This window comes from Streptomyces sp. NPDC001515 (assembly GCF_053597115.1).
In genome coordinates, this window is the sequence record NZ_JBSFHN010000010.1 from 86,565 (window position 1) to 109,497 (window position 22,933).

Consider the following 22,933-nt stretch of genomic DNA (forward strand, 5'->3'; position numbering starts at 1 on the left):
CCTCAGATCCGGTAGCCGGAGCCGGGCACCGTGACGATCACCGGCGGCTCGCCGAGCTTGCGCCGCAGGGTCATGACGGTCACCCGGACCACATTGGTGAACGGGTCGGTGTTCTCGTCCCAGGCCTTCTCCAGCAGCTGCTCGGCCGAGACGACGGCGCCCTCGCTGCGCATCAGGACCTCCAGGACCGCGAACTCCTTGGGCGCGAGCTGCACCTCCTGGCCGCCCCGGAAGACCTCGCGGCGGTTGGGGTCGAGCTTGATGCCCGCCCGCTCCAGGACGGGCGGCAGGGCCACCGTCGTACGGCGGCCCAGGGCCCGGACCCGGGCGGTCAGCTCGGTGAAAGCGAAGGGCTTGGGCAGATAGTCGTCGGCGCCGAGCTCCAGGCCCTCGACGCGGTCGCTGACGTCCCCGGAGGCGGTGAGCATCAGCACCCGGGTGGGCATGCCCAGCTCGACGATCCTCCGGCACACGTCGTCGCCGTGCACCAGCGGAAGGTCGCGGTCCAGGACGACGACGTCGTAGTCGTTGACCTCGATGCGCTCCAGGGCCGCGGCTCCGTCGTACACGACGTCGACGGCCATGGCCTCGCGGCGCAGTCCGGTGGCCACCGCATCGGCGAGCAGTTGCTCGTCCTCCACGACGAGTACGCGCACGGCGTTTCCTTCCTCAGTGCTTCTCGGGGTCCACGGGCCCGTACGGGCGGGCCCGGACAGGGGGCGTGCGGCTCCATCCTGCCCGGAACACGCATAAACCGGCGGTAAGGCGGCGCTGCCCCACCTGCGGTTTCCGGGAATTCCACGGATTCCCGGGCCAGTTGAGGTTTCTCTGAGGGTTGGGCCGGGGAGGACGAATGCACACCCGCGATCACGTCTTGTATGTGGCGTGCCACAGGCCCCTCCGGCCCCGGAGAGTGGCGTGATCACCCGCCCTACCGCCTCGGCGGAGGGAAACCCGGGCACACCCCCGTGCCACCGACCCACGATGAGGGGGCGCTTCATGGACGCTTTCACCGCAGGTCTGCTGCAACGCATCAAGACCACCGAGTCCGACCTCACCAAAGCCCGCGAGACGGGGGACGACTTCCTCGCCGACGTCGAACAGAGCGAACTGGACGATCTCCACCGCCTCGCGGCGGAGCACGGCGTGCACATCGGCGCGACCAGCGTCTGAGCCGTCACGAGAAGGCCCCCCGGTGCTCCACAGGCGCCGGCGGGGCCTTCTCGGTTCCGGCCGGGCCCGCGGGCCCTCCACGGCCCGTAGGGGCGCCGCGGGGGCCGGTGGGACGCCGCGCCCGCCCCGGGTCAGTCGTGCCAGGCGCCCAGGTCCTCCAGCAGCGCCTGGAGGGGTGCGAAGACGCCCGGTGACGCGGCCACGGTCAGCCCGCCGTCGGCGGGCTCCCCGGGCCGTCCGCCGGTGAGCGCGCCCGCCTCGCGGGCGATCAGGTCCCCGGCCGCCAGGTCCCAGGGGTGCAGTCCGCGCTCGTAGTAGCCGTCCAGCCTCCCGGCGGCCACGTCGCACAGGTCGATGGCGGCCGAGCCGCCGCGCCGGATGTCGCGCAGTTCCGGGACCAGGACCCGGGCCACCTCCGCCTGGTGCGCGCGCACGTCGGCGACGTAGTTGAACCCGGTCGACACGAGCGCCTGGGCCAGCGGCGGGGCCGGACGGCAGCGCAGCCGGGCCCCGTCCCCGAAGGCCCCGCCCCGGGCGTACGCGCCGCCGCCGAGGACCGCGTGGTAGGTCTCGCCGCGCATCGGGGCCTCCACCACGCCCACGACCCTCTCGCCGTCGCGTTCGGCGGCGACGGACACGGCCCAGGTGGGCAGGCCGTAGAGGTAGTTCACCGTGCCGTCGAGCGGGTCGATCACCCAGCGGATGCCGCTGGTCCCCTCGGAGCTGGCGCCCTCCTCGCCGAGGAAGCCGTCCCGGGGGCGGCGCTCGGTGAGGAAGCCGGTGATCAGCTGCTCGGCGGCGAGGTCCATCTCGGTGACGACGTCGACCGGGCTGGACTTGGTCGCGGCCACGCCGAGATCGGCCGGCCGCCCGTCGCGCAGCAGGGCTCCGGCCCGGTGGGCGACGTCCAGGGCCAGGTCGAGCAGTTCGGACAGCAGGGGGTCGGTCACGGCGCTCCCAGGAAGGTGAGAAGAGGGCGGAGGGCTTCGGATCAGGCCCAGGGGCTGTCGGCGCCCGCGGCGGCCGGCTTGGGCGCTCGGGCGGGACAGCAGCCGACCGGGCAGAGGTCGTGGCTCGCTCCGAGGGTGCCGAGGGCGCAGCGCTCGGGGCCGAGTCCGCGCTCGGTCGCCGCGCGCTCCCGTACGAGGTCGCGGACGGCGGCGGCGAAGCGGGGGTCGGAGCCGACCGTCGCGGAACGCCGCACGGGCAGGCCCAGCTCCGCGGCCTTCGCGGTGGCCTCGGTGTCGAGGTCGTAGAGGACCTCCATGTGGTCGGAGACGAAGCCGATGGGCGCCATCACCACGGCCGGGACCCCCTCCCCGTGCAGGGCCTCCAGGTGGTCGCAGATGTCGGGCTCCAGCCACGGGATGTGCGGGGCGCCGCTGCGCGACTGGTAGACGAGCTTCCAGGGGTGGGTGACGCCGGTCCGCTCGGCCACCGCGTCGACGATCAGCCGGGCCACGTCCAGGTGCTCGGCCACATAGGCGCCGCCGTCCCCGTGGGCCTCCGCCGGGCCGGAGGTGTCGGCGGCCGAGGTGGGGATGGAGTGCGTGGTGAAGGCGAGGTGCGCGCCGGCCCGTACGTCCTCGGGGAGGTCGGCGAGGGAGGCGAGGACGCCGTCCACCATGGGCTCGACGAAGCCGGGGTGGTTGAAGTAGTGCCGCAGCTTGTCCACGCGAGGCACGGGCAGCCCCTCGGCCTCCAGGGCTGCCAGGGACTCGGCGAGGTTCTCGCGGTACTGGCGGCAGCCGGAGTAGGAGGCGTAGGCGCTGGTGGCCAGGACGGCGATGCGGCGGTGCCCGGCGCGGGTCATCTCGCGCAGGGTGTCGGTCAGATACGGGGCCCAGTTGCGATTGCCCCAGTACACGGGCAGATCGAGTCCGTGCTCGGCGAAGTCCTTGCGCAGGGCGTCGAGCAGGGCCCGGTTCTGGGCGTTGATCGGACTGACGCCGCCGAAGAGGAAGTAGTGCTTGCCGACCTCCTTGAGCCGTTCCTCGGGGATTCCCCGGCCGCGGGTCACGTTCGCGAGGAACGGAACCACATCGTCCGGTCCTTCGGGGCCTCCGAAGGAGAGCAGCAGCAGGGCGTCGTAGGGAGCGGGATCACGCACATCGGACATGGCACCGATCCTGCCACCCGCTCACGGCCCGGTTCCCACCGACACCGCTCGCCCGCGACGGCCGCGCGGGTGCGGACCGCGCCGCCCGGAAACCCGCTGTCGGACATGTCGCCCGCGACCGTAAGCTGTATCGGCCGTATTCACCCCTGACATCGCGCGTGTCCACGCCGTTCCGGAGATCCCTTGTCCAGTCCCTACCGCGCGATCTTCGCCGCACCCGGCTCCCGGGCCTTCTCCGCCGCCGGTTTCCTCGGCCGGATGCCGTTGTCCATGATGGGCATCGGCGTGGTGACCATGGTGTCCCAGCTGACCGGCCGGTACGGGCTGGCGGGGGCGCTCTCCGCGACGATGGCGATGTCGGCCGCGGTGATCGGCCCCCGGATCTCCCGGCTGGTCGACCGGTACGGACAGCGCCGGGTGCTCCGCCCGGCGACGCTCGTCGCGCTGGCGGCCGTGGCCGGACTGCTGGTCTGCGCGCAGCAGCGCCTGGCGGACTGGACGCTCTTCGTCTTCGCGGCGGGCGCGGGGTGCGTCCCCAGCGTCGGATCGATGGTCCGGGCCCGCTGGGCGGAGATCTACCGGGGCTCGGCGCAGCGGCTGCACACCGCGTACGCGTGGGAGTCGATCGTCGACGAGGTCTGCTTCATCTTCGGCCCGATCATCTCGATCGGGCTCTCCACCGCCTGGTTCCCGGAGGCCGGACCGCTGCTCGCGGCCGGATTCCTGCTGGTCGGCGTGGTCTGGCTGACCGCCCAGCGGTCCACCGAGCCGGTGCCGCATCCGCACGCACGGCACTCCACGGGCTCCGCGCTCTCCTCGCGCGGCCTCCAGGTGCTCGTGGTCACCTTCGTGGCGACCGGGGCGATCTTCGGGGCGGTCGACGTGGTGACGGTGGCCTTCGCCGAGGAGCTCGGGCAGAAGGCGGCGGCCAGTCTCGTCCTCGCCGTGTACGCGCTCGGCTCGTGCCTCGCCGGAGCGGTCTTCGGCCTGCTGCGGCTGCGGGGCAAGCCGTCCACCCGATGGCTGGTGGGTGTGTGTGCGATGGCCGTGAGTATGATCCCCCTCCAACTGGCCGGGAACCTTCCGTTTCTGGCCGTGTCGCTCTTTGTCGCGGGCCTGTTCGTCGCACCGACGATGGTGACCACCATGGCTCTCGTCGAACAGCACGTACCCCGAGCCCGGCTGACCGAGGGCATGACCTGGACCAGTACCGGGCTCGCCGTCGGGGTGGCGCTCGGCTCCTCGGCCGCCGGCTGGGTGGTCGACGCCTCCGGGGCGGCGGCGGGGTACGCGGTGCCCGCCGTGGCGGGAGCGCTCGCGGCCGCGGTGGCGTTCCTGGGGTACCGCCGGCTCAGTGGACCGGCTCCTAGGGAAGGGCGCGGGGAAGATGACCGACACCTACGCACGGACGACGACGAGCGCGTGGCGTAACTGGGCGGGCAATGTCACCGCCCGTCCGGCACGGACCGTGTCCCCCGCCTCCGTGGACGAACTGTCCGAGGCGCTGCGCCGGGCGTCCGAGGACGGACTGACGGTGAAGCCGGTCGGCACCGGCCACTCCTTCACCTCGACGGCGGCCACCGACGGGGTGCTGATCCGCCCCGATCTGCTCACCGGCATCCGGAAGATCGACCGGGACGCGATGACGGTGACGGTCGAGGCCGGCACCCCGTTGAAGCGGATGAACGCGGCGCTGGCCCGCGAGGGCCTCTCGCTCACCAACATGGGCGACATCATGGAGCAGACGGTCGCCGGGGCGACCTCGACCGGCACGCACGGCACCGGCCGCGACTCGGCGTCCATATCGGCGCAGATCCGCGCCCTGGAGCTGGTCACCGCCGACGGTACGGTGCTGACCTGCTCGGAGACCGAGAACCCCGAGATCTTCGCCGTGGCCCGGATCGGGCTCGGCGCGCTGGGCGTCATCACGGCGATCACCTTCGCCGTGGAGCCGGTCTTCCTGCTGACCGCCCGCGAGGAGCCGATGACCTTCGACCGGGTCACCTCCGACTTCCACGAGCTGGTCGCCGAGAACGAGCACTTCGAGTTCTACTGGTTCCCGCACACCGGCAACACCAACACCAAGCGCAACAACCGCAGCGCCGGCCCCGCGGCCCCTCCCGGGCGGATCAGCGGCTGGATCGACGACGAGTTCCTCTCCAACGGCGTCTTCCAGGTGGCCTGCTCGCTCGGCCGGGCGGTGCCCGCGACCATCCCCTCGATCGCCAGGCTCTCCAGCCGCGCCCTGTCCGCCCGCACGTACACCGACATCCCCTACAAGGTCTTCACCAGCCCGCGCCGGGTCCGGTTCGTGGAGATGGAGTACGCCCTTCCGCGCGAGGCCGCCGTGGAGGCGCTGCGGGAACTGAAGGCGATGGTGGACCGCTCGCCGCTGCGGATCAGCTTCCCGGTGGAGGTGCGCACGGCTCCGGCGGACGACATCGCGCTCTCCACGGCCTCGGGCCGGGACAGCGTCTACATCGCCGTGCACCTGTACCGGGGCACCCCGTACCAGGCGTACTTCACGGCGGTCGAGCGGATCATGACCGCCCACACCGGCCGCCCGCACTGGGGCAAGGTCAACACCCGGGACGCCGCCTACCTGTCCGGGGTGTACCCGCGCTTCGGCGAGTTCACGGCGGTACGGGACCGGCTGGATCCGGACCGTCTGTTCGCCAACGACTATCTGCGCCGGGTGCTGGGCGACTGACCCCTCCCCCGTCATGTGCGCGCGCGTCGGCCCCCGCCCGGAGATTCCGGACGGGGGCCGTCGCGTGCGGGGCCGGGGGTTCAGCGGCCGGTGTCGCCGGTGGCCGGGGCACCCTCCTGCGCGGGGGCGCCGCCGGCGTCCGAGGGCGCGGGGGACGGGCCGTCGCCGGTGGCCGACGGGGTGGGGGTGGCGGACGGCTCCGTAGCGCCGCCGGTACCGCTGCCCGTGCCGTCCGACGCGGTCGGGGTGGGCGCGGGCGCGTCGGTGGGGGCCGCGCTGTCGCGCGGGTCCGGGCGGGTACTCGCCCCGTCCCGCGGTGCGGCGGGGGCCGAGGAGCCGTCCCGGGCCGGGGCGGTGGCGTCGCGGTCCGTGCCGGTGCCGGGGGACGGTTCGGGGTCGGTGGAGCCGCCCGATCCGCTGTCGCCGCGCACGACCGAACCGACGGTGGTGCCGTGACCCCCGCTCAGATCGTTCCCCGAGACCAGCTCGAAGGTGGTGATCCCGACCATGGCGACGGCGAACACCACCGCGGCGCCGAGCGCCGAGCGCTTCCAGCCCCGGATCCGGGTGCCGTGCGTGGTCGCCGAGGAGAAAGCGTCGTCCTGTCCCGGGGGCGGGACGGCGAGCGGCCGGGTGCCGTCCACCGCGCGCAACTGCCGGGTCCGTTCCGGGTCGGCGGGGACCCGGCGCAGCACGGTCGTGGCGTCCACCCGGGGCAGCGCCCGCGTGGCGTCGGCGTCCGCGTCGGCGGGATCGACCCGGCCCAGCACCGTCGTGGCGTCCGCCGGAAGCGGGATCGCGGTGGTCGGGGCGGAGGCCGCGGCCTCGCGCAGGGCGACCCGCGTCCCGGCCGTCTCCCACTCCGCGTCGGGGTCACCGGCGTCGCGCGTCTGGCGCGTGTGCACCGTCACTTCGCGGTCCGGGTGCTTGACCTGGACGGTGACCTCGCGGATCTGCTCGCCCGTGCGGCGGAAGAAGTGCTGGAAGACGGAACCCCCGCAGGTGGCCACGACACTCATCACCCCGGCGCCCATGATCGTCCCGTAGACGCCCAGTTGGGAGGCCGCGACGGCCGCGGCCACCGCCGCCACCGCGCTGCCCGCCACCTGGGGCAGGCTCAGGTCGATCCGCTTTTCCTTGGGTTCTCCGCCACTTTCCGGCTTCTGCACCATTTCCAGCCCTTGATTGACATCGCTCCCACCCTGCACCAACAAGGGACAATTGAGCGAAGTCGATAGTTCCGTTTACGGCGATTCTGTGAAGCAGGACACGCACGACGGGCATTCCGTCCACAACTGGGTACGCCAACTCCCGTGCCCGACGAGAACTCGGACGGCGCGGCGGTCCACCCACATGGTCCGAATGGAGTACTGTGGCGAGCCCTGGGGCCGGACACCCATGCGGATGTCCGGAACCTTCGGGAGGGGGCCGAAGGAGGCACTCGATCCGGCGGCGCGGCGGCATCGCACGGGGGCCAGCTACGCGGAGTGACCATCGGTCACTGTGTGTTGCGCAAAGAGGCCACCGTGTCATACCGGCGATCACGGGCTCACGCCCGACACGCCGGGCAACACGGCAATGTTGTGGCAGGCTGCACCCGGGCAGGCCACACTCGACTAGCGGAAGCAGCGACGCACGTGACGTCGGCAGGCACCACCCGGGAGGTCCCCATGCCCGAACTGCGTGTCGTGGCCGTCTCCAACGACGGCACACGACTGGTGCTCAAAGCTGCGGACAGTACGGAGTACACGCTTCCGATCGACGAGCGGCTGCGAGCCGCCGTGCGCAACGACCGCGCCCGGCTCGGGCAGATCGAGATCGAGGTGGAGAGCCACCTCCGGCCCCGCGACATCCAGGCCCGGATACGAGCCGGCGCCTCCGCGGAGGAGGTCGCCCAGTTCGCCGGGATCCCGGTCGACCGTGTCCGCCGCTTCGAGGGCCCCGTGCTCGCTGAGCGCGCCTTCATGGCCGAGCGTGCCCGGAAGACTCCCGTGCGCCGTCCCGGCGAGAACACCGGCCCCCAGCTCGGCGAGGCGGTGCAGGAACGGCTCCTGCTGCGCGGCGCCGACAAGGAAACCGTCCAGTGGGACTCCTGGCGCCGTGACGACGGCACCTGGGAGGTCCTGCTGGTGTACCGGGTCGCCGGCGAGCCGCACTCGGCGAGCTGGACCTACGATCCGCCGCGCCGGCTCGTCCAGGCCGTCGACGACGAGGCCCGTTCGCTGATCGGCGAGACGGACGACGTCGCCGCGCCCGAGCCCAGCTTCCCGTTCGTCCCCCGGATCGCCCGGCTGCCCCGCGACCGGCCGCTGGACCGAGCCCTGGACCGCCAGATGGAGCGCCCCGCTCCGCCGCCTCCCCCGGAGCCGGAGGAGCGTATCGGCGGGGTCACCGCGAGCGAGCGGGACTCGCTGACCAGCCTGCTGGAGGCGGTGCCCAGCTTCCGCGGCGACATGGTCGTCCCCGAGCGCCCGGCTCCCCCCGAGCCGCCCGCCCTCGAACCGGCACCCGTGCAGGAGCCCGAGGCGGAGGAGCCGCCGGCCGCGTCCGCCGGCGCGGGTGCCGCGTACGCGGACGTGCTGATGCCGCGCGCGGTCGCCGGTCACCGCGACCGGTTGACCGGGACGACCGACCGCCAGGCCGAGGCCGACGGGGTCCGTCCGGGCCGCCGGGCGGCCGTGCCCAGCTGGGACGAGATCGTCTTCGGCACGCGCCGCAAGAAGCAGGACTGAGGGACCGGGTGACCGCAGCATGACGAGGGCCCGTACGCCGCTGCGTACGGGCCCCTGTCGGCTTCCCGCCCGGAACCGAGGCGCCCGGTACGGTTCCGCTCCCCTACTGCGGGTCGGGGCCGGTGGCGACCGGGCGGGACTCGTCGGCCGACCACTGCGACCAGGAGCCGGCGTAGAGCGCGCTCGGACGGCCGGTGATCTCCAGAGCCAGCACCTCGTGGGCGCCGGACACCCCGGAGCCGCAGTAGACGCCGATCGCGGTGCCCTCCGCCTCGGCGCCCAGGGCACGGAACCGGGCGTCCAGGGCGTCGGCGGTCAGGAAGCGTCCGTCGGCGGCGGTGTTCTCGGTGGTGGGCGCGGAGACGGCACCGGGGATGTGGCCGCCCACCCGGTCGATCGGCTCCACATCGCCCCGGTACCGCTCGGCGGCGCGGGCGTCGAGCAGCAGTCCGGAGCGGGCGAGCGCCGCCGCGCCGTCCGCGTCGAGGAGCGGCATGGAGCCCGGTACGGGCACGAAGTCACCCTCGGCGGGCGCCGGAATCCTGGTGGTCAGCTCGCCGGTCCAGGCCGCGAGCCCGCCGTCCAGCACCCGGACGTCCCGGTGCCCCGCCCAGCGCAGCAGCCACCAGGCACGGGCGGCGGCCCAGCCCAGCCCGCCGTCGTAGACGATCACGGAACTGTCCCGGCTCACGCCCGCGCGGCGCATCACCGCGCCGAACGCCTCCGGATCGGGCAGCGGATGGCGTCCGCCTTCACCGGCCGGACCGGCGAGTTCGGCGTCCAGGTCGACGAAGACCGCACCGGGCAGATGACCGGCCTCGTAGTCGGGCCGGCCGTGCGGCCCGCCCAGCTGCCAACGAACGTCAAGGAGCACCGGCGGACGTGGCCCCGCCGACTCGCTCGCACATGCGGATGCGGAGATGATGGGCTTCATACCGGCCATCCTCGCGCAGCGACCGGCCCGCCCGTCACCACACCGAAACGGCGGCGCCGCCCGGATCCGGATCTCCTCCGTCGAGATCGCGGTGACAGCGGCGCGGCCGGGGCGCGTCATGCGCCCGGTGGTGCGAGCATCTTCACGGGGCGTACACATCCCGTACCGCACAACGGCGCGCCGGCCCCGATCCCCCCGTACGGCCACCACGATGGTCGGAGGAGAGAGTGACGATGACCGAGGCTGCCGCCCGACGGACACCGGGAACACCGTGCTGGGTCAGTCTGATCGTGCACGGCCTGCACACCACCCAGACCTTCTACACGGAACTCTTCGGCTGGGAGTACGGCCCCGGGCCCGAGCAGCTCGGCCCGTACGTCCGGGCGCTGAGCGACGGCAAGGAGGTGGCGGGGCTGGGGCTGCTCTCGCCCGACCGGCACCTGCCGGTCGCCTGGACGACCTATCTGGCCACCGACGACGCCGATCTCACGGCCGAGGCGATCCGCTCCTGCGGGGGCACGGTGGGGGTGGGCCCACTGGACGCCGGTGAGGCGGGCCGGATGGCGGTGGCCTCCGATCCGTGCGGGGCCGTCTTCGGGATCTGGCAGGCCGGTGCCCACGCCGGGACGGCGCAGACCGGGGCGCCCGGCACCCCGGTCTGGAACGAGCTGGTGACCCGGGAGACGTCGACGGTCGCGAAGTTCTACCAGACGGTCTTCGGCTACGAGACCGAGGCGGTCGTCTCGGCCGACTTCGACTACCAGACCCTGCATCTGGACGGGCGGCCGGTGGCCTCGCTGCACGGGGTCGGCAACGCCCTCCCCCGGGACCGGGGCCCGCACTGGATGACGTACTTCGAGGTCGCGGACACCGACGAGGCCGCCCGGCGCGTGGCGGAGCTGGGCGGCCATGTCCTCCAGCAGCCGAGGGACGGGTCCGGCGGCCGGGTGGCGACGGTGGCCGATCCGGAGGGCGCGGTCTTCACGATCGTGCGGTCGGAGCGTCCCTGATCCGGGCGGTCAGCGGCCCGGGGCCTGTCCCGCGGGCCGCGCCGCGGGGGCGCTGATCATCAGCCCGGCGGTCAGGCAGGCGAGCAGCAGGGCTCCGGCGGCCCACCGGAGCTCGTCGGTGTAGGTGTGCAGAACGGCGTCGGTTGATCCCGCACTCGACCGCATGGCGCTCGCGGTAGTCGACCGGGTCGAAGCGCGGCGGCCGGCCGCCGCGGGAGCCGAGCTTCTGGCGGTTGCGTGCCTGGTCAGCCTTGTCGGGGATGGTGCAGCGGATCCCGCGGCGGCGCAGGTAGGCACGGTTCCTGCGGGAGGCGTACGCCTTGTCAGCCCGTACCCGATCGGGACGAACGCGTGGCCGGCCCGGCCCGATGCGGGGCACGCGAACCTTCTCCAGCACCGGTTCGAACTGCGGCGAGTCCCCACGCTGCCCTGCCGTCACCACGATCGGCATGGGCTTCTGACCTTGTTCGACGGCCAGGTGCAGCTTGGTGGTGAAGCCGCCGTGCGAGCGTCCCAGCCCGTGATCACGAGGCTCGGTGAACACGCCACCCGGCGGTTCCTTCTGGAGGTCGCCCTGCCTTCGGGCTCCGGCCGCGTGCTGGTGGGCGCGGCACACCGTGAAGTCGACGCTCAGGTCCCGGACGATCGCGCCTTTCGCGTCGGCCAGGGACTGGAGCCGGGTGAGGATCCGCTGCCGGGTACCGTTCCGCTGCCACCGGCGGAACAGGTCGTACACCCGGTTCCAAGGTCCGTACTCGATGGGGACGTCCCGCCACGGAATACCGGTACGGTCCCGGAACCGTATGCCGTCGGTCAACCGCCGCCGAGGCCAAACGGGCGGCCGCCCCGCCTTGGCACCCTTCGGCAACAACGGCTCCAGCACCGCCCACTGCTCGTCCGTGAGATCTCCCCGACCCATGAACCGTGATCATTCACAGCCCAAGATCCACTTTCGGCACACGACCTAGACCAGACCCATGCCGCCCTCGCCCAGCCGGGCGATCAGTCGGTACGGGCCGATGCGGGCCGGGTCCTGGGGGGTCAGCGGATTCACGCAAGCAACATAGGGCAACTCCCCCGCCGACGCGGGTGATCGGCGCAATTGCCGGAGAAGTCCGGTGGTTTCAGGGGGTATTGACCGGAAGGACGTCCGGGGAGAGGGCTCCCGCGCGGGCCGACGCGCTGGTCATGCGGCGGCGGTGGTGGCTGCGGCACAGCACCTCGTACCCGATGTCCTCGGCCGGGCGGTTGACGTCGCCGACCACGACCTGGGCGCCCTCCACGACCATCCGGCCGCCGACGGTGCGGGCGTTGTGGGTGGCGCGGGCGCCACACCAGCACAACGCCTCCACCTGGAGCGCCTCTATCCGGTCGGCCAGTTCGATCAGCCGCTGGGAGCCGGGGAAGAGCCGGGTCCGGAAGTCGGTGGTGATGCCGAAGGCGAAGACGTCGAGGCCCAGGTCGTCCACGACACGGGCCAGTTGGTCGATCTGCTCCGGGGCGAGGAACTGCGCCTCGTCGACGATCACGTAGTCGGCCTTGCCGCCCCGGGAGAGCTGGTCGACGAGGTGGGCGTACAGGTCCATGCCCTCGGCCGCCTCGACGGCCTCCGTGACCAGGCCCAGACGCGAGGAGAGCTTGCCCTGCCCCGCCCGGTCGTCCCGGGTGAAGATCACGCCCTGGAGCCCGCGGGCCGAGCGGTTGTGCCCGATCTGGAGGGCCAGCGTGCTCTTTCCGCAGTCCATCGTTCCGGAGAAGAACACAAGCTCGGGCATGAGGGGGCGCAGACCTTTCGGGAGGAACGGGGAGGAAGCGGCCGGACGGCCGTTCAGGAGCGTACTTCGAGGAGGGGGACGAACTGCTCGACGGGGGTCATGGAGCCGTGCATGCCGACCATCGCGGACTCGTGCGGCTCGTTGACGGAGGCGGTGATCACGACGTCGTCGCGGGCCGCCGCCACCACGTCGCCGATCCGGCCCAGGACCCGCTCGTCGACGCGCGGACCGAACCAGCCCGCGGCGACGGCCTCCTCGCGGCTCGCCACCCAGAACTGCTCGCCGAGCACCTCGCGCCAGACGGTCAGCACATCGGCCTCGGCGCCCGGGACGGCGTACGCGTGGCGGGCGCGGCCCTCGCCGCCGAGGAGCGCGACGCCCGCCCGCAGCTCCCAGTCCTCGTCGAAGTCGATCCGGGAGTGCTCGTCGAACGGGATGTCGATCATGCCGTGGTCGGCGGTGATGTAGAGCGCGGAGCGCGGCGGCAACTGCTCCGCGAGGCGCCGGGCCAGCCCGTCCACGTACATCAGCTGGCCGCGCCAGGCGTCGGAGTCCACGCCGAAGCGGTGACCGGCGCCGTCGACCTCGCTGTAGTACGTGTAGACGAGGGAGCGGTCCCCGGCGGCGAGCCGCTGGGCGGCGACGTCCATCCGCTCCTCGCCGGCGAGCCGGCCCAGGAAGGACCCGCCGCTGAGCGCGACCTTGGTCAGCGGGGTCTGCTCGAAGGCGGGGGCGGAGACCTGGGCGGTGCGCACCCCGGCGGCGTCGGCGCGCTGGAAAACCGTCGGGTACGGCTGCCAGACCTTGGGCGGGGTCCACGGCTTCCAGCGGAGCTGGTTCATCAGCTCGCCGGTGTCCGGGTTGCGCGCCGTGTATCCGGGCAGGCCGTGCTCGCCCGGCGGGAGGCCGGTGCCGACGGAGGCGAGGGAAGTCGCGGTGGTGGCCGGGAAGCCCGCGGTGATCGGGCGGCCGGTGCCGCCGCGCGAGGTGGGCAGCAGGGAGTGCAGGAAGGGGGCCTCGTCGGGGTGCGCCCCGATCTGCTCCCAGCCGAGGCCGTCGATCAGGAACACGCAGTTGCGGTCGGCCGGGGTCAGCTCGGGGATCGCGGCGGTGAACCCGGGGACCTCCTGGCCGGCGACGAGCGTGGGCAGCAGATCGGCCAGCGATCCGCCGCCGTACTCCGGAACGGGGGCGCTGTCGACGGACAGCAGGACGGGGTCCTGCCAGGCCGGCTGGGCCATCAGCGGCCGGCCGCCGTCGCGGCGGTGGCCTCGGAGAGCGCCTGGGCGAAGGCGAGCGTCTGGCGCACGGTGTCCGGGCCGTCGCCGGCCTCGCTGACCCGCAGGCTCAGGTCGTCGGCGGTGGAGCTGCCGGTGTAGCCGTGGTCGGCCTCGCAGTTGGGGTCGCCGCAGGCGGCGGGCTCCAGATCGATCCGGGAGACCGCGCCCCAGCCGATGGTCAGGACGACCTCGCGGGGCAGGGTCCCGGCGACGTACTTCTCGGGGTTGGCGACGACGCGGCTGACCACGACCGAGGAGATCCGGTCGAGCTTGACCGACTCGGTGGAGGTGGTGGCGTACGGCGACGGGGAGCTGGTGTCCGCGTTCTGCTCGTCGGTGTGGCTGACGATGAAGCGGGTGTCCGTGAGCACCAGGACCGTGACGTGCCGGCGCACCTCGTTGGAGTCGAACGTCGTCTCCTGGTGCACCAGGTACGAGGCGACCGGCTCACCGCCCACGGCGGCCTCCACCGCCTCGGCCACGAGGGCCGGGTAGTAGCCGCTGCGCTCGATCGCCGCGCGCAGCCCCTGGGTCGTCGTACCGGTCTTAGCCATGGGCACCATCCTACGGCGGACCGATGGCTGCCGGGGACGCCCGTGACGGCCCCGGCGGGCCGGGCCCCACGGGTCACGTGTCAGTAGTTGGAGAGCCGGCGCGGGCCCAGATCCGTACGGGGCGGCGGCGGGGAGAGCCGCACGCTCGCGCCGAGGACGGTGAGGCCGTGCGGGGCGACGACGACCGGTTCCAGGGCGACGGAGACCACCTCGGGGTGCTCGTCGACCAGCCGGGAGACCCGCAGCAGCAGTTCCTCCAGGGCGGCGGTGTCCACCGGGGCCGCACCGCGCCAGCCGAAGAGGACGGGGGCGGCCCGGATGGACCGGATCAGCTCGGCGACGTCGCGGTCGGTGGCGGGGACCAGCCGGTGCGCGGTGTCGCCGAGGAGTTCGGAGGGGGCGCCCGCCAGGCCGAAGGAGAGGACGGCCCCGGCGGCCGGGTCGATGGTGGCCCGGACGACCGTGTCCACGCCGCGCGGAGCCATGGACTGGACGACGGGCCGCAGTTCGGCGGGCGTGCCGAGCAGATCGGTCAGCTCGCCGTACGCCCTGCGCAGCGCGGTATCGCCCGCGAGGTCGAGGCGGACCCCGCCGAGGTCGGCGCGGTGGCGCAGATGGGGGGCGGTGGTCTTCAGCGCCACCGGAAAGCCCAGCTCGGCCGCCGCGGCGACCGCCTCCTCGGGGCCGGGCGCGGGCAGCGTCGGGCGGACGGTGATGCCGTAGCAGGCCAGGAGCGCGCGGGCCTCGTCGTGGTCCAGGGGCTTGCCCCGGGGATCGGGGTCCGGGCCCAGCAGGGTGTCGATGAGCGCGGCGGCGGCCGGTTCGTCGATCGTGTCGTCGAGGAACTCGGGCACCTTGCCCGGCAGGGCCGCCTGCCGCCGCCACTGCGCGTACCGCACGGCCTCCGCGAGTGCCCGCACCGCCCGCTCGGCGGCGGGGTACGCGGGGATCCGGCCGGGGGCCCGGGGGGGTTCGGGGGCGGGGACGCCGGTCGCGGGGTCCGCGCCGCCCGGCGGGGCGGGGGCGGTCGTCCGGGCGGGGGGCGCTGGCGCGGGTCCGGTCGCCGTGTCCGTGGGGGCCGTTCCGGGCGCCCCGTCCCGGGCGGGGCGCGGGCCGGCGGACTGCGGGCGCTGCTGGGCGGCGGTGCTGGTGGCGGCGGCCAGGGCCTGCGCGAGACCGCCCATCTCCACGTGGACCACGGCGACCGGCTTCGCCGGGCCCGCGGCCGCCGCCGCGTGCAGGGCGGTGGCCAGCACCTCCCCGTCGCCGGACTCCGCCTCCCCGTCCTCGCCCACCCACGGGATCGCCGTCACCACGACCGCGTCGCAGCCGCCGTCGGCGAGGGCCGCCGACAGCGCGTCGCGGAAGTCCTGCGGGGTGGCCGCCGTGGTGAGGTCGACGGGCGGCCGGGGGCGCAGCCCCTCCGCCAGGCAGGCGTCGTACGTGAGGAGCCCGAGCGACTCCGAGTTGCCGAGGATGGCAACGCGTCCGCCCGCGGGGAGCGGCTGGTCGGCCAGGAGCAGTCCGGCGTCGACCATCTCCGTGACGGTGTCGACGCGGATCACTCCGGCCTGCCGCATCAGCGCGGAGACCGTGGCGTCCGGGATCCGGCTGACCGGGACCGCGTGGCCGGGCGGGGTGGAGCCGCTGTGCCGGGCGCCCTTGACCACGACGACGGGCTTCACGGCGGCGGTCCGCCGGGCGAGGCGGGTGAACTTGCGGGGGTTGCCGAGCGATTCCAGGTAGAGCAGGGCGACGTCGGTGTCCGGGTCCTCGTACCAGTACTGCAGGAAGTCGTTGCCCGAGATGTCGGCCCGGTTGCCGGCCGAGATGAAGGTGGAGAGCCCCGCGCCGCGCCGGTAGAGCCCGGAGAGCAGGGCGATGCCGATCGCGCCGGACTGGGTGAACAGGCCGATGCGGCCGGAGGCGGGCCGCTCCGGCGCGAGGGAGGCGTTGAGCCGGACGGCGTCGGAGTTGTTGATGATGCCGAAGGCGTTGGGGCCGATGATCCGCATGCCGTACGCACGGGCCTGGCGGACCAGTTCGCGCTGGCGCTCGCGGCCCTCGGCGCCCCACTCGGCGTATCCGGCGGACAGGACGACGAGGCCCTGGACGCCGTGCTCGCCACAGTCGGCGACGGCCTCGGGAACGCGGTCGGCGGGGACGGCGACCACGGCGAGGTCGACGGGTGCGCCGATCTCGCCGAGGGAGCGGTGGGCGGGCACGCCGTCCAGGGTGTCCTGGCCGGGGGCGAGGGCGTGGTTCACCGCGTGGACGCGGCCGGTGAACCCGGCCGCCAGGAGGTTGCGCAGCACGGTGCGCCCCACGCCGCCCGGGGTGCGTCCGGCGCCGATGACGGCGACGGAGCCGGGGGCGAGCAGCCGCTGCACGGAGCGGGCCTCGGCGCGCTGTTCGCGGGCGCGCTGCACGGCCAGGGACTCGGCGGTCGGTTCGAGGTCCAGGGTGAGGTGGACGGAACCGTCCTCGAAGCTGCGCTGCTGGGTGTAGCCGGCGTCCCGGAACACCTTGATCATCTTGGTGTTGGCGGGCAGCACCTCGGCGGCGAAGCGCCGGATGCCGCGTTCGCGGGCGACGGCCGCGATGTGTTCGAGGAGGGTGGAGGCGACCCCGCGGCCCTGGTGGGCGTCCTGGACGAGGAAGGCCACCTCGGCCTCGTCGGCCGGGGCGGAGGCGGGGCGGCCGGTCGCGTCGATCCGGTCGTAGCGGACGGTGGCGATGAACTCGCCGCCCACCGTGACCGCGAGGCCCACCCGGTCGACGTAGTCGTGATGGGTGAAGCGGTGGACGTCCTTGGCGGAGAGCCGGGGGTAGGGCGCGAAGAAGCGGTAGTACTTCGACTCGTCGGAGACCTGCTCGTAGAAGCTGACCAGCCGCTCGGCGTCGTCCGTGGTGATGGGCCTGATCCGGGCCGTGCCCCCGTCGCGGAGCACCACGTCCGCCTCCCAGTGATCGGGGTAGGCGTGCTGCGGACTCTGCTCCGGAGAGGGCTGCATGGGCCAAGCCTACGGCGCCGCCACCGGTCGCGTGGGGGACGGGGCCGGGGCAGTCTGGGGTGGCCGGGCGGCGGTGGCGCACCCGTGGGGGTGCGCGGCGCGGTCCGGCCGGAGCACCGCGCACTGCATGAGAGACTGGTCTAGACAACCATTGATTCGTGAAGGGCAGAACCATGGCTGAGCGCCGCGTCAACGTCGGTTGGGCCGAGGGCCTGCACGCCCGCCCCGCTTCCATCTTCGTCCGTGCCGCCACGGCCTCCGGCATCCCCGTGACGATCGCCAAGGCCGACGGCAACCCGGTCAACGCCGCCTCGATGCTCGCCGTGCTCGGGCTCGGCGCGCAGGGCGGCGAGGAGATCGTCCTGGCGTCCGACGCGGAGAACGCCGACGCCGCTCTGGACCGTCTCTCCAAGCTGGTCGCCGAGGGACTGGACGAGCTCCCCGAGACCGTCTGACCCGGACCGGCCGCACGCGCCGGATGGTTCCGCGCCGAAACCGCGCCTCCCCCGACCGGGCGGCGCGGTTTCCGCATTCCCGGGACGCGGCACCACCGTATTCCCGTCGGAAACATCGACGACGGGGCCCGGAAAGAGAAATGCGGGCAGCGGGAATAGCACCCGTCCCAATTCCTCTCCCCTTTGTCTACGGCGTCTTTATTACGAACGACCGCTCGGGGTGTGTACGGGATGTTGCGCATTCCTCACCTTCCCCGCCGGGACGGGGCGGCGCAGCCGGTGCGCGGCCCCGGCCCGCTCGGCGTGCTGGGCGGTCAGGGCCCTGGCCCGTTCGGCGTCGCCGCGCGCCACGGCGTCCACGATCGCCCCGTACTCGGCCCAGGCGTCGGCCGGCCGGGACGGCGGGTCGACCGTGTACATCCAGGCGATCTTGTGGCGCAGCTGGGTGAGCAGGGCGATGAGGCCCGGACTGCCGGAGGCCTGGGCGAGCGTCTCGTGGAACCAGGTGCCCAGGGACCGCAGATCCTCGCCCTCACCGCGCCTGGCCCGCTCCTGACCGAGCCTGACCAGGCCCCGGAGCACCTTCAGATGCGCCTCGGTACGGCGCCGCGCGGCACGGGCCGCGCCCAGCGGCTCCAGCAGCGTCCGCATCTCCAGGAGGTCGACGGCCTCCTGCTCGGTGGGCTCGGCGACACAGGCCCCGGCGTGTCTGCGGGTGACCACGAACCCCTCCGACTCCAGGGTGCGCAGCGCCTCGCGCACCGGGACGCGGGAGACCCCGTACCGGCGTGCCAGCACCTCCTCGGTCAGCCGGCTGCCGCGCTCGAAGACACCCGAGACAATGTCTTCACGAATGGCCGTGCATACCGAATGCGCCGGAATACGCATGTCCGAACCCCCGCCCTCATCCCCGCGGATCGCGGCCGATCGACACCTGTCCCGCGACTCTATGACAATGCGGTCGCATTTCCGATGCCGGGAGTTCATTCATGAATATCTTTTGGCCCCGGTCCTCGGCGGCGAGGGGGTGACCCCCACGCGCCACCACCCCTCCCGGAGATGCCGAAGCCCCGGCGGTGCGCGCCGGGGCCTTCGGGGCGTCGCGGGTCTCAGAGGGAGACGCCGTGGGCCCGGAGGTAGGCGATCGGGTCCATGTCGGAGCCGTACGAGGGCGTGGTGCGCGCCTCGAAGTGGAGGTGCGGGCCGGTCGAGTTGCCGGTGGAGCCGGAGAGCCCGATCCGCTGCCCGGCGGCGACGCCCTGGCCGACGGAGACACCGATCGAGGACAGATGGCCGTACTGGGTGTACGTGCCGTCGCTCATCCGCAGCACGATGTTGTTCCCGTACGCGCCGCCCCAGCCGGCCTCGACGACCGTGCCGGCGCCGACGGCGACGACGGGGCTGCCGGAGGCGGCGTGGAAGTCGATGCCGGAGTGGCTGCCGGAGGACCAGAGGGAACTGCTCGACTTGTAGCCGGTGGAGACGTACGTGCCGGCGACGGGGAGCCGGTACGCGCCGAGGCGGGCGCGCTCGGCGGAGCGGGCGGCGCGGGCTGCGGTCTCGCGGGCCTCCTCGGCGCGGGCCTCGGCGGCGGCGCGGGCCTTCTTCCTCGCCTCGGCCCGGGCCTGGGCCTTCTTCTTCGCCTCGGCCTTCTTCTGGGCGGCCGCCTCGGCCTTCGCCCGCTTCTCGGCGGCGGCCTCGGCCTGGCGCCGCTGCGCCTGGGCCTGGGCGTCGACGCGGTCGGCGAGGTCCCGCTCGATGGCGATGACCTGGGTGAGGCCGGTGTCGGTGACGGGGGTCTCGGCGTCGGCGGCGACCGACGGGGAGGCCAGTGCGCCGACGACGCCGGTGGTGGCGAGGGTCGCGATGCCGACGGTCTTCGCGCCGGCGCGGCTCAGACGGCCCGGGGCACGGTGCTTCCCGGAGGCACGGGTGAACGCCATGGAGTGGCTGGTCCTTTCCTTCCTTCTCGCCTACCGGGTTAGCTGACGGGTTCGGAGCAGGAAGGTCTCCTACGGATGCCGCGGCCCGGGTCCGGGGGCGCCGGCGTCCGATTCACCCCAGGGACTGCGTGGGTCCCCGGCTCCCCGGGCTCGCGCCTGACGGGGACTCGGCGATGGCTGCCCGGTACGTCACGGATGCGGCATACGGGTGCGGACAGCGGAGCCGACGCTAAGCGGCGGCGCGGACGCGGACCAAACGGACAGCCGCTTTTGTCGCACATCCCACAGGGCAAATGTGCACCTTTCCCTTCGTGACGGACAAAAGGGATGGACCGCACGGAACTCTCTCCGCGCGATCCATCCCCCTTGGTGCCGTTACCGTTCTCCCCGGACGCGTCCGGGCCGGCCGTGCCTCAGCCCGTGACGACCGACACCTCTCCGATGCCCAGGGCCCGGACGGGCTCCGCGATCTGCGAGGCGTCCCCCACCAGCACCGTGACGAGACGGTCCACCGGGAACGCGTTCACGACGGCGGCGGTCGCCTCCACCGTGCCGGTCTCGGCGAGCCGGGCGTAGAGCGTGGCCTGGTAGTCGTCGGGCAGATGCTGCTCGACTTGGTCGGCGAGGGTGCCCGCGACGGAGGCCGCCGTCTCGAACTTCAGCGGGGCGACCCCCACGAGGTTCTGCACGGCCGTCTCGCGCTCGGCGTCCGTCAGCCCCTCGGCGGCCAGCGTGCGCAGCACCTTCCACAGGTCGTCCAGCGCCGGACCGGTGGATTCCGTGTCGACCGAACCGCTGATCGCGAGCATCGCGGCGCCCGTCGCCCCGGAAGCCGAGTCCGGAGCGGTGGAGCGCAGCACCTGGGCGAAGGCCCGCACGCCGTAGGTGTAGCCCTTCTCCTCGCGCAGCACCCGGTCGAGCCGGGAGGTCAGCGTGCCGCCGAGGCAGTAGGTGCCGAGCACCTGGGCTGGCCAGACGCTGTCATGGCGGTCGGCGCCGATCCGGCCGATCAGCAGCTGCGTCTGCACAGCGCCCGGACGGTCCACGATCACCACGCGGCCGGTGTCGTCGCCGGTGATGGCCGGGGCCGGCCGGGGCTCGACGGTGTTGCCCGACCAGTCGCCGAGGGTGTCCGCGAGCAGTCCGTCCAGGTCGATGCCGGTGAGGTCACCGACGACCACGGCCGTGGCGGTGGACGGCCGGACGTGGGCGTCGTAGAAGGCGCGCACGGCCCCGGCGTCGATCCGGGCCACGGTCTCCTCGGTGCCCTGGCGGGGCCGGGACATCCGGGCGGTGGCCGGGAAGAGCTCCTTGGAGAGCTGCTTGGCGGCCCGTCGGGCGGGGTTGGCCTGCTCGTGCGGGATCTCGTCCAGCCGGTTGCCCACCAGGCGCTCGATCTCGCTGTCGGCGAAGGCGGGGGCGCGCAGCGCCTCGGCGACCAGGCCGAGTGCCTTGGGCAGCCGGGAGGCCGGGACCTCCAGGGAGACCCGGAGGCCGGGGTGGTCGGCGTGGGCGTCCAGGGTGGCGCCGCACCGCTCCAGCTCGGCCGCGAACTCCTCGGCGCTGTGCTTGTCGGTGCCCTCGGACAGGGCGCGCGCCATGATCGTGGCGACGCCGTCCAGGCCCTCGGGCTCGGCGTCCAGCGGGGCGTCGAGGAAGATCTCGACGGCGACGACCTGCTGGCCGGGGCGGTGGCAGCGCAGCACCGTGAGCCCGTTGGGCAGCGCGCCGCGCTCGGGGGCGGGGAAGGCCCAGGGGCGGGCCGTGCCCGGGGCGGGCTGCGGGTGGTACTGCATCGAAACTCCAGTCGCGGCAGCGTCGGTCACTGGTCCGCCCCCTCGTGCGCGTCGGTGTCGGTGTCGGCGTCCGCCTCGTCGGCCGGCTCCACCGGCTCGTAGACCAGGACCGCCCGGTTGTCGGGCCGCAGCTGGGCCCTGGCGGCGGCCTTGACCTCGTCGGCGGTGACGTCGAGGACCCGGTGCACGGCGGTCAGGGCGAGCTGGGGGTCGCCGAACAGCACCGCGTACCGGCACAGTTCGTCCGCGCGGCCCGCGACGGTGCCGAGGCGGTCCAGCCACTCGCGCTCCAACTGGGCCTGGGCGCGTTCCATTTCCTCGGGGGTGGGGCCCTCCTCGGCGAACCGGGCCAGCTCCTCGTCGACCGCGGCCTCGATCCGCGCCACCTCGACGCCGCCGGACGTCTTGACGTCCAGCCAGCCGAGCGAGGGCGCGCCCGCGAGGCGCAGCAGCCCGAATCCGGCGGCCACGGCCGTCCGGTCGCGGCGGACCAGGCGGTTGTGCAGCCGGGAGGACTCGCCGCCGCCGAGCACGGTCAGCGCGAGGTCCGCGGCGTCGCACTCCCGGGTGCCGTCGTGGGGCAGCCGGTAGGCGGCCATCAGGGCCCGCGCCGGAACCTCCTCGCGGACCTCCTCCCGCAGCTCACCGCCGATGGTCTCGGGCAGCGCGCCGTCGCGCGGCGGCCGCTTGCCGTCGTGCGAGGGGATCGAGCCGAAGTACTTCTCGATCCAGGCGAGGGTCTGCTCGGGGTCGATGTCGCCGACGACCGAGAGCACCGCGTTGTTCGGCGCGTAGTACGTACGGAAGAACGTCCGGGCGTCCTCCAGCGTCGCGGCGTCGAGGTCGGCCATCGAACCGATCGGGGTGTGGTGGTACGGGTGGCCCTCCGGGTAGGCGAGGGCGGTCAGCCGCTCGAACGCTGTGCCGTACGGGACGTTGTCGTAGCGCTGGCGGCGCTCGTTCTTGACGACGTCGCGCTGGTTCTCCATGGACTCCTCGTCGAGCGCGGCGAGCAGCGAGCCCATCCGGTCGGCTTCGAGCCACAGGGCCAGCTCCAGCTGGTGCGCCGGCATCGTCTCGAAGTAGTTGGTGCGCTCGAAGCTGGTGGTCCCGTTGAGGGAGCCGCCGGCGCCCTGCACCAGTTCGAAGTGTCCGTTCCCCTTCACCTGTCCGGAGCCCTGGAACATCAGGTGCTCGAAGAGGTGAGCCAGTCCGGTGCGTCCCTCGACCTCGTGGCGCGAGCCGACGTCGTACCAGAGGCACACCGCGGCGACCGGGGTCAGATGGTCCTCGGAGAGCACCACGCGCAGGCCGTTGGCCAGACGGTGCTCGGTCGCTGTCAAGCCGCCGGAGCCGGCCTGGGCTGTGGCCGTGTGACCCATGGGCATGTACGTCCCTTCGATCGCGATACTGGTTTTACTGCGAGACCTGCCACTGT

At 73.4% G+C, this 22,933-nt stretch carries 20 protein-coding genes and 1 riboswitch; of the genes, 6 read left to right on the top strand and 14 right to left on the bottom strand.

The features are described 5' to 3' along the window. Window positions 1-2 precede the first annotated feature (2 nt). Window positions 3-656 (bottom strand): response regulator transcription factor, encoded by a 654-nt coding sequence (locus tag ACWCXC_RS13335; RefSeq protein WP_383646337.1) that lies wholly within the window; start codon window positions 654-656, stop codon window positions 3-5. Between the two features lie 343 nt (window positions 657-999). Here ACWCXC_RS13335 and ACWCXC_RS13340 point away from each other — a divergent pair, with 343 nt between their 5' ends. Further along, entirely contained in the window at window positions 1,000-1,173 is a 174-nt protein-coding gene (locus ACWCXC_RS13340; RefSeq protein ID WP_383646340.1) for a hypothetical protein, read from the top strand. Window positions 1,174-1,304: 131 nt separating this feature from the next. Here the strand turns inward: ACWCXC_RS13340 and ACWCXC_RS13345 are convergent, their stop codons facing one another. Then, complete coding sequence (locus tag ACWCXC_RS13345; RefSeq protein WP_450888705.1) at window positions 1,305-2,123, bottom strand: inositol monophosphatase family protein; 819 nt, start codon at window positions 2,121-2,123, stop codon at window positions 1,305-1,307. A gap of 41 nt (window positions 2,124-2,164) precedes the next feature. After that, window positions 2,165-3,292: a ferrochelatase gene (locus tag ACWCXC_RS13350; RefSeq protein ID WP_450888707.1), complete on the bottom strand. Its 1,128-nt coding sequence runs from the start codon at window positions 3,290-3,292 to the stop codon at window positions 2,165-2,167. A 183-nt stretch (window positions 3,293-3,475) separates the two neighbouring features. On the opposite strand from ACWCXC_RS13350, the gene ACWCXC_RS13355 reads away from it, so the two are divergent. Together ACWCXC_RS13355 and ACWCXC_RS13360 are read left to right on the top strand one after the other, a co-directional pair. After that, window positions 3,476-4,723, top strand: a complete 1,248-nt coding sequence (locus ACWCXC_RS13355) for an MFS transporter (RefSeq protein WP_450681980.1) — start codon at window positions 3,476-3,478, stop codon at window positions 4,721-4,723. After that, the gene (locus ACWCXC_RS13360) at window positions 4,680-6,002 is read left to right on the top strand and encodes a D-arabinono-1,4-lactone oxidase (RefSeq protein WP_450681979.1); all 1,323 of its coding nucleotides are present in this window, start codon (window positions 4,680-4,682) and stop codon (window positions 6,000-6,002) included. Before ACWCXC_RS13355 ends, ACWCXC_RS13360 begins: the two co-directional genes overlap by 44 nt. A gap of 80 nt (window positions 6,003-6,082) precedes the next feature. Here ACWCXC_RS13360 and ACWCXC_RS13365 read toward each other — a convergent pair whose 3' ends face one another. Further along, window positions 6,083-7,174 carry a hypothetical protein gene (locus tag ACWCXC_RS13365; protein WP_450888709.1) on the bottom strand — a complete coding sequence of 364 codons (1,092 nt, stop codon included), beginning with the start codon at window positions 7,172-7,174 and terminating at the stop codon, window positions 6,083-6,085. A 498-nt stretch (window positions 7,175-7,672) separates the two neighbouring features. Between ACWCXC_RS13365 and sepH the strand changes: the two genes are divergently transcribed. Next, window positions 7,673-8,734, top strand: coding sequence for a septation protein SepH (sepH, locus tag ACWCXC_RS13370; protein WP_450681977.1), 1,062 nt, complete (start codon window positions 7,673-7,675; stop codon window positions 8,732-8,734). Window positions 8,735-8,837: 103 nt separating this feature from the next. On the opposite strand, the gene ACWCXC_RS13375 is transcribed toward sepH, so the two are convergent. Beyond that, window positions 8,838-9,668, bottom strand: a complete 831-nt coding sequence (locus ACWCXC_RS13375; RefSeq protein ID WP_450888711.1) for a sulfurtransferase — start codon at window positions 9,666-9,668, stop codon at window positions 8,838-8,840. Window positions 9,669-9,901: 233 nt separating this feature from the next. Between ACWCXC_RS13375 and ACWCXC_RS13380 the strand changes: the two genes are divergently transcribed. After that, entirely contained in the window at window positions 9,902-10,678 is a 777-nt protein-coding gene (locus ACWCXC_RS13380; RefSeq protein WP_450888713.1) for a VOC family protein, read from the top strand. Here the strand turns inward: ACWCXC_RS13380 and ACWCXC_RS13385 are convergent. From ACWCXC_RS13385 to ACWCXC_RS13405, 5 genes are all read right to left on the bottom strand, one after another. Next, a complete protein-coding gene (locus ACWCXC_RS13385; RefSeq protein ID WP_450888715.1) occupies window positions 10,650-11,597 on the bottom strand; it encodes an IS5 family transposase in 948 nt (315 codons plus the stop codon). The two genes, ACWCXC_RS13380 and ACWCXC_RS13385, sit on opposite strands and share 29 nt — an antisense overlap. 205 nt (window positions 11,598-11,802) lie before the next feature. Then, a complete protein-coding gene (locus ACWCXC_RS13390; RefSeq protein ID WP_450681973.1) occupies window positions 11,803-12,453 on the bottom strand; it encodes a thymidine kinase in 651 nt (216 codons plus the stop codon). Between the two features lie 53 nt (window positions 12,454-12,506). Beyond that, a complete protein-coding gene (locus ACWCXC_RS13395) occupies window positions 12,507-13,694 on the bottom strand; it encodes an alkaline phosphatase family protein (RefSeq protein ID WP_450888717.1) in 1,188 nt (395 codons plus the stop codon). Continuing rightward, entirely contained in the window at window positions 13,694-14,287 is a 594-nt protein-coding gene (locus tag ACWCXC_RS13400; RefSeq protein WP_383646379.1) for a DUF5998 family protein, read from the bottom strand. Before ACWCXC_RS13400 ends, ACWCXC_RS13395 begins: the two co-directional genes overlap by 1 nt. A gap of 80 nt (window positions 14,288-14,367) precedes the next feature. Then, window positions 14,368-17,301, bottom strand: a complete 2,934-nt coding sequence (locus ACWCXC_RS13405; protein ID WP_450888720.1) for a bifunctional acetate--CoA ligase family protein/GNAT family N-acetyltransferase — start codon at window positions 17,299-17,301, stop codon at window positions 14,368-14,370. Between the two features lie 173 nt (window positions 17,302-17,474). Here ACWCXC_RS13405 and ACWCXC_RS13410 point away from each other — a divergent pair, with 173 nt between their 5' ends. Then, window positions 17,475-17,756, top strand: coding sequence for an HPr family phosphocarrier protein (locus ACWCXC_RS13410; RefSeq protein WP_383646385.1), 282 nt, complete (start codon window positions 17,475-17,477; stop codon window positions 17,754-17,756). Between the two features lie 201 nt (window positions 17,757-17,957). Here the strand turns inward: ACWCXC_RS13410 and ACWCXC_RS13415 are convergent, their stop codons facing one another. From ACWCXC_RS13415 to ACWCXC_RS13430, 4 genes are all read right to left on the bottom strand, one after another. After that, window positions 17,958-18,644, bottom strand: a complete 687-nt coding sequence (locus ACWCXC_RS13415) for a GntR family transcriptional regulator (protein WP_450681970.1) — start codon at window positions 18,642-18,644, stop codon at window positions 17,958-17,960. A gap of 221 nt (window positions 18,645-18,865) precedes the next feature. After that, entirely contained in the window at window positions 18,866-19,699 is an 834-nt protein-coding gene (locus ACWCXC_RS13420; RefSeq protein ID WP_450888723.1) for a M23 family metallopeptidase, read from the bottom strand. A 13-nt stretch (window positions 19,700-19,712) separates the two neighbouring features. Further along, window positions 19,713-19,882, bottom strand: a riboswitch (cyclic di-AMP (ydaO/yuaA leader). Between the two features lie 230 nt (window positions 19,883-20,112). Beyond that, complete coding sequence (locus ACWCXC_RS13425) at window positions 20,113-21,495, bottom strand: M16 family metallopeptidase (protein ID WP_450888725.1); 1,383 nt, start codon at window positions 21,493-21,495, stop codon at window positions 20,113-20,115. A gap of 26 nt (window positions 21,496-21,521) precedes the next feature. Continuing rightward, the gene (locus ACWCXC_RS13430) at window positions 21,522-22,883 is read right to left on the bottom strand and encodes a M16 family metallopeptidase (RefSeq protein ID WP_450681967.1); all 1,362 of its coding nucleotides are present in this window, start codon (window positions 22,881-22,883) and stop codon (window positions 21,522-21,524) included. Window positions 22,884-22,933: the final 50 nt, after the last annotated feature.

What these genes read in the sequence shown, in the direction of transcription:
- ACWCXC_RS13410 (WP_383646385.1), top strand. Translation starts at nt 17,475, where the DNA reads ATGGCTGAGCGCCGCGTCAACGTCGGTTGGGCCGAGGGCCTGCACGCC.
- ACWCXC_RS13405 (WP_450888720.1), bottom strand. Translation starts at nt 17,301, where the DNA reads ATGCAGCCCTCTCCGGAGCAGAGTCCGCAGCACGCCTACCCCGATCAC.
- ACWCXC_RS13365 (WP_450888709.1), bottom strand. Translation starts at nt 7,174, where the DNA reads ATGGTGCAGAAGCCGGAAAGTGGCGGAGAACCCAAGGAAAAGCGGATC.
- ACWCXC_RS13360 (WP_450681979.1), top strand. Translation starts at nt 4,680, where the DNA reads ATGACCGACACCTACGCACGGACGACGACGAGCGCGTGGCGTAACTGG.
- ACWCXC_RS13400 (WP_383646379.1), bottom strand. Translation starts at nt 14,287, where the DNA reads ATGGCTAAGACCGGTACGACGACCCAGGGGCTGCGCGCGGCGATCGAG.
- ACWCXC_RS13380 (WP_450888713.1), top strand. Translation starts at nt 9,902, where the DNA reads ATGACCGAGGCTGCCGCCCGACGGACACCGGGAACACCGTGCTGGGTC.
- ACWCXC_RS13415 (WP_450681970.1), bottom strand. Translation starts at nt 18,644, where the DNA reads ATGCGTATTCCGGCGCATTCGGTATGCACGGCCATTCGTGAAGACATT.
- ACWCXC_RS13350 (WP_450888707.1), bottom strand. Translation starts at nt 3,292, where the DNA reads ATGTCCGATGTGCGTGATCCCGCTCCCTACGACGCCCTGCTGCTGCTC.
- ACWCXC_RS13425 (WP_450888725.1), bottom strand. Translation starts at nt 21,495, where the DNA reads ATGCAGTACCACCCGCAGCCCGCCCCGGGCACGGCCCGCCCCTGGGCC.
- sepH (WP_450681977.1), top strand. Translation starts at nt 7,673, where the DNA reads ATGCCCGAACTGCGTGTCGTGGCCGTCTCCAACGACGGCACACGACTG.
- ACWCXC_RS13385 (WP_450888715.1), bottom strand. Translation starts at nt 11,597, where the DNA reads ATGGGTCGGGGAGATCTCACGGACGAGCAGTGGGCGGTGCTGGAGCCG.
- ACWCXC_RS13430 (WP_450681967.1), bottom strand. Translation starts at nt 22,883, where the DNA reads ATGCCCATGGGTCACACGGCCACAGCCCAGGCCGGCTCCGGCGGCTTG.
- ACWCXC_RS13420 (WP_450888723.1), bottom strand. Translation starts at nt 19,699, where the DNA reads ATGGCGTTCACCCGTGCCTCCGGGAAGCACCGTGCCCCGGGCCGTCTG.
- ACWCXC_RS13340 (WP_383646340.1), top strand. Translation starts at nt 1,000, where the DNA reads ATGGACGCTTTCACCGCAGGTCTGCTGCAACGCATCAAGACCACCGAG.
- ACWCXC_RS13390 (WP_450681973.1), bottom strand. Translation starts at nt 12,453, where the DNA reads ATGCCCGAGCTTGTGTTCTTCTCCGGAACGATGGACTGCGGAAAGAGC.
- ACWCXC_RS13395 (WP_450888717.1), bottom strand. Translation starts at nt 13,694, where the DNA reads ATGGCCCAGCCGGCCTGGCAGGACCCCGTCCTGCTGTCCGTCGACAGC.
- ACWCXC_RS13375 (WP_450888711.1), bottom strand. Translation starts at nt 9,668, where the DNA reads ATGAAGCCCATCATCTCCGCATCCGCATGTGCGAGCGAGTCGGCGGGG.